Origin of the sequence: Ciceribacter sp. T2.26MG-112.2, assembly GCF_900492205.1 — a bacterium.
In the GTDB taxonomy this organism is placed as follows: Bacteria; Pseudomonadota; Alphaproteobacteria; order Rhizobiales; family Rhizobiaceae; genus Allorhizobium; species Allorhizobium naphthalenivorans_A.
The window spans coordinates 1-15,657 of record NZ_UEYQ01000006.1; the positions used below are offsets into that span (position 1 = coordinate 1).

General features: G+C 60.5%; 11 protein-coding genes. 3 read left to right on the forward strand and 8 right to left on the reverse strand.

What is annotated here, in order from left to right:
• Positions 1-276: 276 nt before the first annotated feature.
• Positions 277-1,305, reverse strand: a complete 1,029-nt coding sequence (locus tag DYZ14_RS11330) for an IS110 family transposase (protein ID WP_154720790.1) — start codon at positions 1,303-1,305, stop codon at positions 277-279.
• Positions 1,306-1,660: 355 nt separating this feature from the next.
• Here DYZ14_RS11330 and DYZ14_RS24370 point away from each other — a divergent pair, with 355 nt between their 5' ends.
• A complete protein-coding gene (locus DYZ14_RS24370; RefSeq protein ID WP_232365526.1) occupies positions 1,661-2,128 on the forward strand; it encodes a hypothetical protein in 468 nt (155 codons plus the stop codon).
• A gap of 900 nt (positions 2,129-3,028) precedes the next feature.
• Here DYZ14_RS24370 and DYZ14_RS11345 read toward each other — a convergent pair.
• The 5 genes from DYZ14_RS11345 to DYZ14_RS11365 form a co-directional block, all read right to left on the reverse strand.
• The gene (locus DYZ14_RS11345) at positions 3,029-3,910 is read right to left on the reverse strand and encodes a hypothetical protein (RefSeq protein ID WP_154720791.1); all 882 of its coding nucleotides are present in this window, start codon (positions 3,908-3,910) and stop codon (positions 3,029-3,031) included.
• Positions 3,911-4,094: 184 nt separating this feature from the next.
• On the reverse strand, positions 4,095-5,036 hold the full coding sequence (locus DYZ14_RS11350; protein ID WP_154720792.1) for a serine/threonine protein phosphatase: 942 nt from the start codon (positions 5,034-5,036) through the stop codon (positions 4,095-4,097).
• Complete coding sequence (locus DYZ14_RS11355; RefSeq protein WP_154720793.1) at positions 5,011-5,484, reverse strand: hypothetical protein; 474 nt, start codon at positions 5,482-5,484, stop codon at positions 5,011-5,013. Before DYZ14_RS11355 ends, DYZ14_RS11350 begins: the two co-directional genes overlap by 26 nt.
• A gap of 10 nt (positions 5,485-5,494) precedes the next feature.
• Positions 5,495-6,472 carry a toll/interleukin-1 receptor domain-containing protein gene (locus tag DYZ14_RS11360; protein ID WP_154720794.1) on the reverse strand — a complete coding sequence of 326 codons (978 nt, stop codon included), beginning with the start codon at positions 6,470-6,472 and terminating at the stop codon, positions 5,495-5,497.
• 266 nt (positions 6,473-6,738) lie between these two features.
• Positions 6,739-10,536, reverse strand: a complete 3,798-nt coding sequence (locus DYZ14_RS11365) for a vitamin B12-dependent ribonucleotide reductase (protein WP_154720795.1) — start codon at positions 10,534-10,536, stop codon at positions 6,739-6,741.
• A gap of 705 nt (positions 10,537-11,241) precedes the next feature.
• On the opposite strand from DYZ14_RS11365, the gene DYZ14_RS11370 reads away from it, so the two are divergent.
• Positions 11,242-11,670, forward strand: coding sequence for a hypothetical protein (locus tag DYZ14_RS11370; protein WP_154720796.1), 429 nt, complete (start codon positions 11,242-11,244; stop codon positions 11,668-11,670).
• A gap of 23 nt (positions 11,671-11,693) precedes the next feature.
• Positions 11,694-13,901, forward strand: coding sequence for a M10 family metallopeptidase (locus tag DYZ14_RS11375; protein ID WP_154720797.1), 2,208 nt, complete (start codon positions 11,694-11,696; stop codon positions 13,899-13,901).
• 115 nt (positions 13,902-14,016) lie between these two features.
• Here the strand turns inward: DYZ14_RS11375 and gpt are convergent, their stop codons facing one another.
• A complete protein-coding gene (gene gpt, locus DYZ14_RS11380) occupies positions 14,017-14,514 on the reverse strand; it encodes a xanthine phosphoribosyltransferase (protein WP_115670218.1) in 498 nt (165 codons plus the stop codon).
• A gap of 218 nt (positions 14,515-14,732) precedes the next feature.
• The gene (locus tag DYZ14_RS11385) at positions 14,733-15,575 is read right to left on the reverse strand and encodes a universal stress protein (RefSeq protein WP_154720798.1); all 843 of its coding nucleotides are present in this window, start codon (positions 15,573-15,575) and stop codon (positions 14,733-14,735) included.
• Positions 15,576-15,657 lie beyond the last annotated feature (82 nt).

Sequence of the window (15,657 nt, forward strand, 5' to 3'; positions counted from 1 at the left end):
CCGGGTCATGTATGGATGCCCCCGTTCATGCAAGCAGTTCTTCGAGCGGTTTTGAACGTGTGATCGGGTGCGGTCATGTATCAGGCCTGTTGTGCGGCTAGAGTACGACCGCTGGCCGGTATGGAGCTACGCGGACCTGGTGCATAATCAGCTCTACGAGCTCGTGGCTCACTGACCCGGATGCATTCCCAGACCCACTCTCACCGATCTTCGTCCTTACCGTTCGCTGACCTCCTCACACGCCGACGATCCGTTCTGACTTCAGCTCAGCACCTACTAAGCTGCAGCCAGAGCGGAATCCTTGTAATCTTCGTTCTTGGTCATCATTGCCCAGATGGATCGAGCCATTTTGTTGGCGAGGGCGATCGCAACGAGCATACGAGGTTTGCGCGCCAGCATTCGTGCCAGCCACGAGTTCTCGGGTGGAGCTTTCCGGCATGCCCATCGAATGACGGTCATCGCGCCGATGATGAGAAGCCGACGGATGTCGCGTTGTCCCATCTTGGAAGTTCGGCCGAGCACCTGCTTCCCTCCGCTCGAATGCTGTTTTGGCACCAAGCCGAGCCAGGCTGCAAAATCTCGTCCCCTTCTGAAGGTCACCATTGTGGGCGCGAAAGCCACGACTGCCATTGCCGTAATTGGTCCCATTCCGGGCATGGACATAAGGCGGGCGGTGCTCTGCGAACGCTTCGCTTCAGATCTGAGCGCCTTTTCCAGCGACGCGATCCGAGAAGAGAGCACCCCTATCTGGTCCAGATACAGTCGAGCGGTCTCCACAACGATAAGGTCGAGGCCCGTGTCGTGATCTTCAACAATCTCCGTCAACAAGGTCAGGTTCGCAATTCCCTGCGGTGCAATGACGCCATGCTCGGCCAGATGTGCGCGAAGGGCATTGATAAGCTGCGTTCGCTGACGGACGAAGAGGTCTCGCGTCCGGAAAAGCATGGAGCAGGCCTGCTGGGATTCAGTCTTTGGAACGACGAACCGCATCGACGGCCGGGTCGCTGCTTCAACGATCGCTTCTGCGTCGGCCGCATCATTCTTCTGCCGTTTGACAAAGGGCTTAACGTAGGCCGGCGGGATCAAGCGAACATCATGGCCAAGTTTGCCGATCTCACGCGCCCAGTAATGCGCGGTGGCGCAGGCCTCCATCGCCACCGTGCATTTGGGCAGTTCCGTAAAGAAGGTGACGACTTGGCCGCGAGACAGTTTCCTGCGCAAGACCACGCTTCCATCGCTTCTGGCGGCATGAACCTGAAACACTCGCTTTGCTAGGTCCAGGCCGACGATGCTAACTTCCTTCATGGATGCTCTCTCCTCTAAGTGACGTTCTGGCGAACATCACTCTGGCACATTGCGATGCCGTCGGGAGGGGGCATCCACTCCATCAGCTCTCAGTGGAAATCAACATTGAAGAGCAGGAGTCGTCGACGGCGAAGGTATAAGAAGCCGATCAGAACCGATGTCCTGTTCAGGAGACATCGCATGTCAATCGTTTTCGAAACGTTACGGAACGTCCCTGTGCCCTGAAGCGGGGCACCCTTATCTTTGTCCAAGAGAGAAGTCATCGATACCGGCGCCGACAAGCGCTATGTAAGTCGAGACGAAAACGGGTCAGTTCAAGGAAAGCGTCGACGTCGGCTGCTCGCTGTCGCCGGACATGCGCCGCAAGGCGAGGCATGAGCAAAGCCCTGCGAAGGCGACCGGTGCATCCGCCATCCGAAGCCCTGATGTCATCATGGGCGAGGACTTTTCCGGCGAGATGAGGCTGCAGCTTGAACAGCTTGTTGACCGCTTGGTCGTCAAGGGCGACATGGCTCGCCACGTCATTGAGATCATGCTGCGTGAACTTGAAGATACGAAGGCAGCCTACGAGCAGGATCCTGATCCGGCCAAGATCCCGCCTCGATCGAAGAGCCAGCCAACGACTGGCCGGGTGCGCAGGCATAGGGGATCACGTCGGCAGCGCCACCATCTCGGCGATATCCGACATCGACCCCAGCCAGACAGAACTGCGGGAATACAAGAAGAGGCTGATTGCGTGCCTGGATGCCGCGCGACCAAGGGAGGCTCGCCGACCGCCCAGGTTCGCCTCCAACTTCCCCGTTTGTTTCACGATTTGTTCTGAGAGGCATTTTCCGGGCACATTTCAGTGCCCGGAGGTGGCCGGATGTGGAGTTGGCCAGTTCTTGCTTCCAAAATGGCCAGTACTAGCGTCGGTTTCTCACCCGATCAGGCGTCGGACTTCGAACTGTATGACAGCGGGATAGGCTACTGGTGGCTACGCGGCAAAGGCGCGGCATTCTGGTGCGAAAAGGTCACCAAGAAAGGTATGAGCTTTTCAAATTGCGACCTACTGACACGGGATGCCCAGGGCCGTTTTCTCGTTCCACTGGATGGCGGCGCTGATCCGAAAGCTATCGTTGCTGCGGCTGATTTCCAACTGCCTCGAGGGTGCTTAGCGCGCTGATTCCAAGTTCAGTGGAGACTCTTTCGGCGCGGTATAGCCGCGTTTCCCCGTCAGCCGATCGGTCGCAGCCATGCCTGATCTTCTTCAGCCATTCGATGAATGGGGACTCGTCCGCACCTGCCCGTGACGACCAATACGTCCCATTCCGCACCATCGCCTTTTCACCTCAGGGTACTTCTCAGCGCCCTGAGGTGGGTCACACATGGCGTTGGCCAGTTTCAGCTTCCAGAATGGCCAATTATTAGTTCAATTGGCCAGTACTTGGATTGGTTTCTCACCACGGCGACATCCACACGCGCAGATCCCCGATTAACCCGGAGTTCGTCCACGATCACGGCGTCCTCGCCATCATGGCTCGTGGCGAGCCGTTGGCGGATGGCCTTTCTGATCATGGCGTCGTTTGTCGAGGTCATAGGAGCCTTGCTGCGGCTGGCCGCATTCCCGTGCCGCCGAGCGGCGAGTGCGTACTATCCTCATCGCCGGCGGCGAACAAGTCACTCGCGGATCGAATTTTAGACGTTGGCCCGTTAACGCCTGGTTTCACCTTTCGGAGATTGGCTACAATTTCCAAACAGGGCCCTGCATTGACGGCGCTGCCGTCCCTGAAGAGATGCCGACGACGACGCCCGGCGTGGTCTCGTCCAGGATGCTGGCATCGATCTCGGCGAATGCGTGAAGCACCGGTCCGGGTCGCGAGGGCGCGGCTCCAGACGATCTCCCAGATGCGCAGAGGGTGTGATCGAGGATGACGATCTGTTCATACCCATTCCCATTGGCCCGCTGCCGGAAGGCTTCGAGGTTCGGCGCCAGCCCGCCGGGCATGCGCCTTGCAGTGACTGCTGAAGCGATCTCCGTCAGGAAGTCTTGGCCGGACGGGTACCGGTCCGCCTCCAGGAAGCCGTAGAGGTAGGTGACCAGGTCGAGCCCGCCGTCGTCCTGTGTGTGCCCCTGTGCGTCAGGTCTGGCCGCCGGATAGCTTGGAATGATCCCGATGTCGCCGTAGAGCCTGAGGAAGCCTCTGATCTTGCCGCGGGCCTCGCCGAGCCGTCGATGCTCGTTCGCGGTTAGGTACAGCGGCGCGTGGCGAATGCCCGAAATGAGAAAGCCTACCGGACAGGCGAACATCAACATAATCGCCGTGCCTGCTGACCCCTCGTCTTGCTTGCTGTCGATCAAGCCCGACCGACGGGGTTGCGAGATAATCCGCGCGATGGCCCTGACGGCGACGCCGACCTGTTCCTCGGTCACGCGGCAGTGTTCGTACGCCTGCATCATGTCAGCGGCGTGGAACATCCCGGGATTGCGAAGCTGCGGCAGGCAGCTTCGGGGATCCAGTGCGACGTCGAGACCGCTGTCGCGAGCGCTCGAATTGAACCATTCCGCCATCTGCTGGAGGTGGTCTATTACCGGGATCATGGAATCATTTGGATGAGAGCGCATTTTGAATCTTCAGGACTGCGGGCCAACAAGGCGCTCATACAGCCATCCGGTTAAGGAGATGGAACCGATAAGAGAGGCCGCTTGCTGAGCCGGAGTGATGACATTTTTCTTGGCATTCTTGGATAGATGTCGGCAAGATACAGATGCGCATGACACTTGTATCCCCGCGGATGTGGGCATCCTCTCAAGGCTTCACTTTTGGCCTTGACCTTCGAGGCGGACGACCACGCCTCGGTGGAACGTGATCGACGTAGTCGGTCGGCCGCCGGGGAGGACCCTGTGGCGCCCTTGTAGCCAGCTCTTCGGGAGATGGCGGCGCCGGAATGGCCTTCCGCCGGGGTGGATAGTCGGTAACGATTGGTGCGGGGTCGTTTCGGCCGAGCCTTGCCGAAATCGCCCACACTGATCCGCGCGGATCGATGTGAAGCGCCGACAGGATGCGCTTCCGGTGCGCCCCGGTGTTGATGGCGATCCGGTTAGGGAAGGATTCGACAGTGCCGGACGGTGAGGCAACGCCGCCGTGAACGACGGTCTTTCCGAACGAATCCTTGTAGGTCACGAATGACAGGTTGCTGAAGATCATCCGCTCCGGACGCTGATCCGCTGGCGCTATTCCTGGCTCTAGCGCAGCGTGAACCAGGACATGGCGTTCGAGCTCGACGTACCGCGACGCGCGACGCAGCATCGCGACGTGGTCGCGGCCTATCATCTGCTTGATGTGTCCGAGTTCCTCGGGCCGCCCGTTGAAACCGTAGGACGCGAGGGTGGCGCTGCCCCCCATCTTGTCCATCCATCCGATCAGGAGCTTCTGCCGCTCGTTCCACTCCACTTCATCGAGAAGCCGGAGGAGGTGGACCTCGTGATCTCCGAGAATGAGTTCCGAACCCGGCAGGCGTTTTAGGGTCTCGTTGACGATGTCCATCGCCTGCTTGCTGTTAGGGCCGTAATCGATGATGTCACCGATGAAGACGATACGGTAGGTGATGGACATCCTTCGAGCGAACCTGTCGATCGCTCCCAGTAGATGCCGCAGGAGATCGGCGTGACCGTTGACTTCGGCGATCACGTAGGTGTGGATGCCTTCACCTGGAGCCATCTGGTCAGGGCTGTGGTCGCGCGGCTGCATCGATCTTCATGAGAACGCGCTTATCCTGTCCGGCACCCAGAGTGATCTGCCACCTGGTGAAGGCAGCTTCGATCGGTGAAGGCGGGATGGCGCCGAGTATGGCGACGACGATCCCATGCGATCGCGCCCCAGTCATCTCGGCCCTGATACCGACCACGCCCTCCGCGCAGACGATGGAACCGCGTGGCGTGTCCCACGAATCGTTAGGGACCAGGCTGACCTCGTCGACCTGGATGGAAACCGACGGGATGATCAATCCCTTGTGGCTTGTGTTGTCCTTGGCGGGGAAGCCTTGGAACCGGTGTTCGTCGCCGAGAATGACGAAGAACGGCTCATCCTTGTGTAAGGCTACGATGCCGCACCGATCGTACTTGTCTCGCGGTAGGATCAGGCTCCCTGAGGGAGCATCCGCTAAGGTTCCCGGAAAGAACTCGGATAGAGCCAGCATCTGTTCCCTTTCAGCGCTCCCTCTGGAGCGGCGCCATGAAGATCGACCAGAAGTATTCGGCACCGCCTTCGGGGGTGAGCTTCTCCCTGCCATGTCCACCCATGCCATGGCGCATCCCCATCGCCGTCAGGTACAAGGACTGGTCGTTGAAGCCTATGCTCAGCATCTCTCCGAAGCTATTGCTTGCGGCGGTCTCTCCCTCGACGAAGGCGATCCCGTTCGCGAAGCCGTTGTCGCCTCCGACGTAAACGGTGCAGCGGCTCAGCGCCTTGCCGTTCCGGTACACCGCTGCATAGAAGCGGTTCGCATCGATGCGGCGGTATTCACCTTCGATGCCATCGTTCCGCTTTGAGATTTCATCAAGCGAGTTCTCGAAGAACTTCGCGAGAAATTCGAACGAGTCGTGCTTGAAACGATCCTTGTCCCGATCGGTGAATGTCTTCGTGATCCGGAGGTTCGACGAGCGCGGTCCAAGCTCCCTTAAGGGCGACTGCTGGATCGAGGATAATGGCAGCCGCATCACGGGAGGACTGGAAGTGACGTTTCCACGGCCTAGCCTCTTCACCGCGGCCTGAACCGCGTCGGCCACCTCCAGGAATGCCTGGTCGCGGTCGACGGCCTGCGTGATCGGACGGCCATCGGGAGGCGTGGCGTTCAGCTTTCCGAATGGCGCTCCGTGCCACTGGCATGCCCGCAGGATGACCGGGATGACGATCGCCTCTCCGCGTTCGTGCCGCTCCATTGCTGCAGTCATTTCGCGATCATAACAGTAGTCGGAGTTGATGAAGTCCGGACTGATCAGAAGAAGGATTATGTCGGCGGACATCAGGTTGTCGCTGATGGCCTTGTCGATCTCTTCGCCTGCTCCGATGCGGCGATCATGCCAGGTTTCGATCACGCCCTGCCGCTTGAGGATGGATAACTGCCTCTCGAGCTGATCGCGGAGACCTTCGTCCGAATGCGAGTAGGAAAAGAATACGCTGGCCAAACTGAACTCCAGATAGCCGTCGAAGCGTTACCCATCAATCGGGCCGCTCTCTTGCCTTGGTTTGACTCCGCTCAATGCGGCTTAGGACTTGATTGTTCTGCTCGTAAGAATTTCTGTAGTTGCGATTTTTGGTCGCTCCCCCAAGTCCTGTTACTCAACCTGGGGAAGCGTTTCATCAATTAAGCGTGCTCCTGGGCAAGATCTCTGTGCGCGTCACATCAGATCAGGCGAGTGGAAATCGAAATCTCCACCTATCCCTGCAATGCTCAAGAGCACCCGCTGGTCGCCCCACACGTGTCGCACTTCTCGCACGTGCCATTCCGCACCATCGTGAAATTCTGGCACTCTGAGCACATGTTGCCGGTATAGCCTTGCGCGATCGAGCGCATGCGGCGGTCGGCTTCCTTCTTCTTGGCGTCGGCCTTGGCGGCGGCGGCGTCGGCGGCGGCCTTGTCGGAGAAGAGGGCGGTTGCTTCCTGCGCGCCTTCGCTGGCGATTTCCTCGGCCAGTTCCACCGCGCGTTCCTCGTAGTCACGCTTGAAGGAGACGACTTCCGAAGTTGCAATCGCGGTGGTCACTTCCAGCTTGCGGGCGGCCGAGCCGGCAAAGGCGGTGACGCTGCCGCCGGACGAAGCCTTGGCGGGGGCGGCGGTTGCGGCACCCTTGGGCTCGGCGAGCGAACGGTCGACATTGCTGCCAGACACCAGCGTCGGCTTGTAGCCGCGGGTCCAGCCGGTCGAGATCAGGTTGGTCTTGCCCTCCGAAATCCCCTTGCCGAGCGCGGTGTTGGAGAAGTCGGACGTGTCGACATGGGCGAGATCATGGCGGCCGAGATAGGAGACGGCGAGTTCGCGGAACACGTAATCGAGGATCGACGTGGCGTTCTTGATCGCGTCATTGCCCTGGACCATGCCGGCCGGCTCGAACTTGGTGAAGGTGAAGGCCTCCACATATTCCTCGAGCGGCACGCCATACTGCAGGCCGAGCGAAATGGCGATGGCGAAATTGTTCATCATCGCCCGGAAGGCGGCGCCTTCCTTGTGCATGTCGATGAAGATCTCGCCGATCCGGCCGTCGCCGAATTCGCCGGTGCGCAGGTAGACCTTGTGGCCGCCGACGGTGGCCTTCTGAGTATAGCCCTGGCGGCGGTTCGGCAGCTTTTCGCGCTCGCGAACGACCCGCTCGACGACGCGCTCGATGATCTTCTCGGTGATGGTCACGGCCTGGGCGGCCGCCGGCTGCTGGATCAGGTCCTCCAGCGCATCCTCGTCCTCCTCGTCCTCGATCAGCGAGGCGTTGAGCGGCTGGGAGAGCTTGGAGCCATCGCGATAAAGCGCATTGGCCTTGATCGCCAGCTTCCACGACAGCATGTAGGCAGCGCCGCAATCCTCGACGGTCGCGTCGTTCGGCATGTTGATGGTCTTGGAGATCGCACCCGAGATGAACGGCTGGGCGGCCGCCATCATGCGGATATGGCTCTCGACCGACAGGTAACGCTTGCCGATCTTGCCGCACGGATTGGCGCAGTCGAACACCGGCAGATGCTCAGGCTTCAGGAAGGGCGCGCCTTCGAGCGTCATCGCACCGCAGATATGGACGTTGGCCGCCTCGATCTCCTTCTTCGAGAAGCCGAGATGCTGCAGCAGGTCGAAGGCCGGATCGGACAGGTGTTCTTCCGGGATCATCAGCGCCGACATCTGCTCGTCGCCGATGGTCCAGCGGTTGAACACGAACTTGATGTCGAAGGCCGACTTCAGCGCCGCATTGATGGTCTCGATCGTGCTGTCGTGGAAGCCCTTGGCCTTCAGCGTGCCGGGATTGATGCCCGGCGCCTGGTTGAGATTGCCGTGGCCGACGGCATAGGCCTCGATCTCGGCAATCTGGCTCTCGCTGTAGCCGAGCGTGCGCAGCGCTTCCGGGACGGCGCCGTTGATGATCTTGAAATAGCCGCCGCCGGCAAGCTTCTTAAACTTGACCAGCGCGAAGTCGGGCTCGATGCCGGTGGTGTCGCAGTCCATGACGAGACCGATCGTGCCGGTCGGCGCGATGACCGAGACCTGGGCATTGCGGTAGCCGTGCTTTTCGCCGAGCTTGAGCGCCTTGTCCCAGGCGGCGGTGGCATGGGCGACCAGCGCCGGGTCCGTGCATTCGGCATGAACGAGCGGAACCGGGTTGACCGACAGGCCTTCATAGCCGTCCGACAGGCCGTGGGCGGCGCGGCGATGGTTGCGGATGACGCGCAGCATGTTGTCGCGGTTCGGCGCAAAGCCCGGGAAGGGGCCGAGTTCCGAGGCGATTTCGGCAGACGTCGCATAGGAGACGCCGGTCATGATGGCGGTCAGCGCGCCGCACAGCGCACGGCCTTCTGCCGAATCATAGGGAATGCCCGACGACATCAGGAAGCCGCCGATATTGGCATAGCCGAGGCCGAGCGTGCGGTATTCGTAGGACAGTTCGGCAATCTGGCGCGACGGGAACTGCGCCATCATCACCGAGATTTCCAGAACGACGGTCCACAGACGGACGGCATGTTCGTAGTCGCCGATATTGATCTTCTTGGTGGCGGCGTCCTTGAACTGCAACAGGTTCAACGAGGCGAGGTTGCAGGCCGTGTCGTCGAGGAACATGTATTCCGAGCACGGGTTCGACGCGCGGATGGGACCTGCGGCCGGGCAGGTGTGCCAGTCGTTCATCGTCGTGTTGAAGTGCAGGCCCGGATCGGCCGATGCCCAGGCGGCATAGGAAATCTTGTCCCACAGGTCGCGGGCCTTCAGCGTCTTCATCACCTTGCCGTCCTTGCGGGCGGTCAGGTTCCAGTCACCGTCATTCTCGACAGCGCGTAAAAAATCGTCCTTGAGCGACACGGAATTGTTGGAGTTCTGGCCCGAGACGGTCAGATAGGCTTCCGAATCCCAGTCCGTGTCATAGGTCTTGAATTCCATGTCCTTGTAGCCCTGCTGGGCGAACTGGATGACCCGCTTGACGTAGCTTTCCGGAACCTGGTCCTTCTTGGCGGCCTTGATCTCGCGCTTCAGCGCCGGATTCTGGTTCGGGTCGAAGCAGGCATCGTTCTCAGCCGAGCAGTTGACGCAGGCCTTCATGATCGCCTTCAAGTGGCGGGCGACGATCTTCGAGCCGGTGACGAGGGCCGCCACCTTCTGCTCTTCCTTGACCTTCCAGTTGATGTATTCCTCGATATCCGGATGGTCGATGTCGACCACCACCATCTTGGCGGCGCGGCGCGTCGTGCCGCCGGACTTGATGGCGCCGGCGGCGCGGTCGCCGATCTTGAGGAAGCTCATCAGGCCGGACGAGCGGCCACCGCCCGACAGCTTTTCGCCTTCGCCGCGCAGATAGGAGAAGTTGGAACCGGTGCCGGAGCCGTACTTGAACAGGCGGGCTTCGCGGACCCAGAGGTCCATGATGCCGCCTTCGTTGACGAGGTCGTCGCCGACGGACTGGATGAAGCAGGCATGCGGCTGCGGATGCTCATAGGCCGACTTCGACTTGACGAGCTTGGCGGTGAACGGGTCGATGTAGAAGTGGCCCTGGCCCGGACCGTCAATGCCATAGGCCCAATGCAGGCCGGTATTGAACCACTGCGGGCTGTTCGGGGCGACGCGCTGGGTGGCGAGCATGTAGGCGAGTTCGTCGCGGAAGGCGAGTGCGTCTTCTTCCGAGGTGAAATACTTGCCCTTCCAGCCCCAATAGGCCCAGGTGCCGGCGAGACGGTCGAAGACCTGGCGGGCATCGGTTTCCGAGCCGAAGCGCTCGTTTTCCGGCAGCGCCTTCAGCGCGTCGGTGTCGGGGACGGAGCGCCAGAGGAAGGAGGGGACATCGTTCTCCTCGACTCGTTTCAGCACTTTCGGCACGCCGGCCTTGCGGAAATACTTCTGCGCCAGAACGTCGGTGGCGACCTGGGAGAACTGCGCCGGCACGGCGATGTCGGCCAGGCGGAAGACGATCGAGCCGTCGGGATTCTTGATCTCGCTCACCGCCTGGCGGAATTCGATTTCCGCATATGGCGATTGGCCCGGCTTGGTGAAACGTCTCTCAATGCGCATCTTCGTCCCTCGAAATTGAAGCGCCGCCGACGGCGCAAGAAGTCCCCGTCCGGCTGCTCGGTTTCAACGCGCGCAGCCAGTTTTTCATCCGTCAGTCAGGTGAATCATCCGGAGATGGACACTCTGTATCTTGTGGTGATTTTGGCTGCAAACGCTAAATATAGTATTAACAGTTTATTGCCGCCAGTCCCCGCATCATGTTTTCGGCGGTTGAAGATCGCGCAGAAAGGCTGGTCGGGTGAAAGGCCTCATGGCCCGGACCCGCGCTTACGCCTCGCGAAATTACTGAAACGAACCGGCCTCGTTATGTCCGGTTCAGTCGCCGCCGCAACATAAGAATGCATTAACTTTGAAAGGCCTGATTCCGTCAAGGGGTGGGTTATGACGAATTTATTAATACAAGATATTGTGGTTACCGGCTGTGGAAAACGGGGAAAGGAAGCATGTCGATGGAATCGCTCGGGTTTTTGATGGGCGGCTGCCGGCGGGATGATCTGCTGGTCCCGTTGCGCGACGCCCGCTTACCGTCATCCAGTCGCTTGGACCACAGGAGCCTGATACCACGCAGACACGCATGAACGCTTCGAATCACCCAGATATGGTCTGCGGCCGCCCATTTCGAGCATTGCTAATTGAACCTTATTCTATAGACTTCAATACACGCGCAAGGCGAATGTATCGCGATCTCTAGAACCTGGTCTCTCGATGAAAGTTTTCACCTGGATGGTTCCCTTCGTGATGGCGGTTGCCGGTACCGGCAGCGCTTCTGCTGGCAGTGCGCCGGTCCTCTATTGCGAGGCGCCTGCGACGGACGAGGACGCCGAGGTCTACAGGGCAGCTTGCGCCGAGGTGGCACGAGAGTTTCGGCTGAAATATCCGCTGCTGGCGGTGCACGATGGGGCGGCTGTTGAAAAGCCTGCCGGCGATGTGATCAGGCTGGATATCATCAAGGTCGACCGACATGCGATTACCGGGCGCCTTGCCTGGGCCGGCAAGAAGCCTTCGGGCGCCGGCTACGTGCTCGGGCCCGTCATCACCACCACGATCTCCGACGCGGAGTTGAACACGCGTACGCTGCAGGAATTTGCACGCGGTCTCGTCTTGGCGTCCAAAATCCAGTTTCCGAAATCCTGAACTCGACCGGGGGGTCTGTCACAATGACTGTCAACGCAAATTCGTCCGCGACTTCTGTCACGTCCACCGTGACAAATGCAAGCTTCACCGAGACCACCGACGCTGCCGCCGGCACCGGCACGGGCTATACGATGGGCATCGGCGACACTTTTACCGGCAACCTGTCGCCTGTGGGCGACCAGGATTGGGTTCGAGTTCAACTTACGGCCGGACAGACCTACACGTTCACCCTCGACGGCTCCGGCGGAACGCCCGTGTCGGACACCTATCTTGAATTGCTGAATGCGGGCGGTTCACTGGTTACCTTCGATGACGACAGCGGAACCGGCACCAACTCGGCACTGACGTTCACCGTCACGACCGGCGGCACCTACTATCTCAACGCCGGCAGTTACAACAATTCCTATTCCGGCGGTTACACGCTGACGACGGCCGTTGCCCCGCCACCGACCGTCTTTACCCATGACCAGATCGCTGACCAGTTGACCGACGGTTATTGGGTATCGAACGGAGCGAGCCGCCGTGCCTTCGACATCAATGCGGGGCAGGCCCTCACCGTCAATATCACCGGCCTTACGGCAGAAGGCCAGCAACTGGCGGTATGGGCTTTCAATGCCTGGACCGCTGCGACCGGGATACGCTTCACGCTCACCTCCGGCACGGCGCAACTGACCTTGGACGATTCCGACACCGGCGCCTATTCGACGTCGACGGTGAGCGGCGGCACGATCCTGTCCTCCTTCGTCAATGTTTCAACCGATTGGTTGGCCAGTTATGGTACCACCCGCAACACCTATTCGCTGCAGACCTATATCCACGAAATCGGCCATGCGCTGGGGCTTGGCCATGCCGGAAACTATAATGGTGCTGCGACCTATGGGGTCCACAACCATTATGCCAATGACTCGTGGCAGGCCACGATCATGTCCTATTTCTCGCAGTCCGATAACACCTATGTCGAAGCGAGCTATGCCTACATCGTCACGCCGATGATCGCAGACATCCTGGCGATGCGCGACCTCTATGGCACGACCGCGATCGCCGCCGGCAACACGACCTACAACTTCCAGTCGGATTTCGGCGATCACGTGGCGCGCACGATCGTCGATACAGGCGGGATCGACACGCTCGACTTCAGTTGGGTTTCGGCGGCGCAACGGATCGACCTCAATCCGGAGACCTATTCCAATACCGGCGGGCTGATCGGAAACCTGGGTATTGCGCGCGGGACGATCATCGAGAACGCCCGGGGTGGTTCGGGAAATGACGTCCTCTATGGGAATAGTGCGGCCAACGTGTTGATTGGAAACGGTGGCAACGACATCTTATTCGGTCGCGGCGGTCGCGATACACTGAACGGCGGTCTGGGCAATGACACGTTCGTGTTGACCAACGAAAACGACACGGTCATCGACAGCGGCGGCAACGACCTGATCACCTCGACGATCAGCCGCTCGCTCGCCGGCTATGCAACGATCGAACGACTGACGCTGGCCGGGACCGCGAACATCAATGGCACCGGCAACGCGCTCGTCAACATCATCACCGGCAATGCCGGCGTCAATGTGCTTGATGGCGGTGCCGGTCTCGACCGGTTGGTCGGCGGTCTGGGCAACGATGTCTACGTGCTCGGCGCCGAGAACGATACTGTCATCGACAGCGGTGGTAACGACCTCATCACCTCCACGATCACCCGCTCGCTCGCGTCCTATGCAACGATCGAGCGGCTGACACTGCTCGGGTCTTCCAGCATCCATGGCAGCGGCAACAATCTCAATAACCTCATTACCGGCAATAGCGGCAACAACATCATCAACGGCGGTGCCGGCAGCGACACCATTCACGGCGGCGCCGGCGCCGACAGGCTGTATGGCAATATCGGCAACGATACCCTCACCGGTGGTGCCGGGACCGATGCCTTCATCTTTCATTCGACACCAAACGCCCTGACCAATGTCGACCGGATCACCGACTTCTCCGTGGCCGACGATGCGATCTGGCTGGAGAACGGGGTATTCACCGCGCTGGGCGCGGCCGGTGCGCTGTCGGCGGCGGCGTTCGTGCGCAACACCACCGGTCTGGCGCAGGATGTCAGCGACCGGCTGATCTACGAGAGCGATACGGGCGAGCTTTATTATGACAGCAACGGCAACGCCGCCGGCGGCAGTGTGCTGATCGCCGTTCTCAACCCGAACCTGTTGATGACGCACCTGGATTTCACGGTGATCTGAGGCTCAGCGGCCGGCCGAGATCGGACGGCACGGGATGCAAGAACGAAAAGGGCGCGATCTTCTCGCGCCCTTTTTGCCGTTTCGAGGTCGTACAGCGTGTTGGCGCCGGCGCCGCTCAGCCGCGGTGGTTCTTGGCGATCGGTTCCTGGTAGGTAAAGCCCATGTCCCAGGGGAAGTAGATCCAGGTGTCCTGGCTGACTTCCGTGACGAAGGTGTCGACGGTCGGCACGCCCTTCGGCTTGGCATAGACGCAGGCGAAATGCGCTCTCGGCATCATCGCCCGCACTTCCGTTGCGGTCTTGCCGGTGTCGGTCAGGTCGTCGACGACGAGCACGCCTTCGCCCCCGTTGGTCGTCAATTCTGCGGAAATGCCCTTGAGCAGGTTCATTTCACCCTGGCTGGTATAGTCGTGATAGGAGGCGATGCAGACCGTCTCGATCAGTCGGATGTTCAGTTCGCGCGAGATGATCGCCGCCGGTACCAGGCCGCCGCGGGTGATGCAGACAATGGCGCGGAAATCCTGCTTGAGGCCGGCGAGCCGCCAGGCCAGCGCCCGGGCATCGCGGTGGAACTGATCCCAGGAAACGGGAAAGGCTTTATCGGGCAGGGACATCGATCTGGAGCTCCGCGCAGGCTTGGGTTCGAGGTGCCGGCTTTCCCCGGCGGTTTCAAGAACGGCCGGTTGTGGGCGATGCAGCTGCCTTCGGCCTAAGCCTGAAACGCTGTTCGCGCGGACATGGCCCGCGCGACATGCTGCCCACAAGGGCTTTGTCCTTGCCCGCTGCTCTTAGCGGTATTTGCCGGGGCAAGGCAAGGCCCAGCACCTGAGCGTCAGCGTGAAAGCAGGGTCAGTGCCGTCATCGATTCGAGCACGGTGCGGGTCACGCCGCCGAACAGCATTTCCCACCAGCGCTTGTGGCTGTAGGCGCCCATCACCAGGAGGTCGATCGAACTGTCGGAAAGACGGTTTTCGATCGCGGCGGAAGCCGGCAGATGGTCCGATTCCTGGCGCACGACCGTAACGTTGACGCCATGGCGGGCAAGCGTCGCGGCGATTTCGGCACCGGCCATGGCCGACGACTGGGTGCGGGTCTCCGCCGGGTCGACCGAAAACACCTCGACCGCCTCCGCCGCCTTCAGGAAGGGCAGGGCGTCGAAAGTGGCGCGGGCCGCCTCGCGCGAGCCGTTCCAGGCGACCAGAACGCGCTTGATCGGCTTTGGCTCCTTCAGGATATAGGGGACGAGCAGAACCGGGCGGCCGCTCTCGAACAGGAAGTTTTCCAGCTCGGCGCGGCTTTCCGACAGCACGGTATTCTCACCCTGGGCGGCGATCACCAGGTCGACATTGCGGGCGCTGTCGACCAGCGAGGAGGCGCTGTAGCCGGCGGAGGAAACGAAGCTGCGCCATTCGTGCGACGTGCCGTTGCGGGTCGCCCGTTCGCGGAAGATCTTTTCGACGTCGAGCGTCTCGGCATGGGCCATGTCCTGCAGCGCCTGGACCGTCGACGGATCGGGGATTTCCATCGGTGCGACCAGCGGCACGGTGGCGAGTGCCTCGGCATGCAGGCCGATCACGTGCGACTGGAACTGCTCGGCGAGCGAAATGGAAAAATCAGTGATTTGCTGCGCGTTCTTCGGGGTGTCCAAGACGGCGAGAATGGTTTTGTAGCCCATAATTATCTCCCTCGAGCGGTGATGGTCCATCCCGCATGATCGATTAATGGCGACAATCCTTGGGACCTTCCTTGACTTCGGT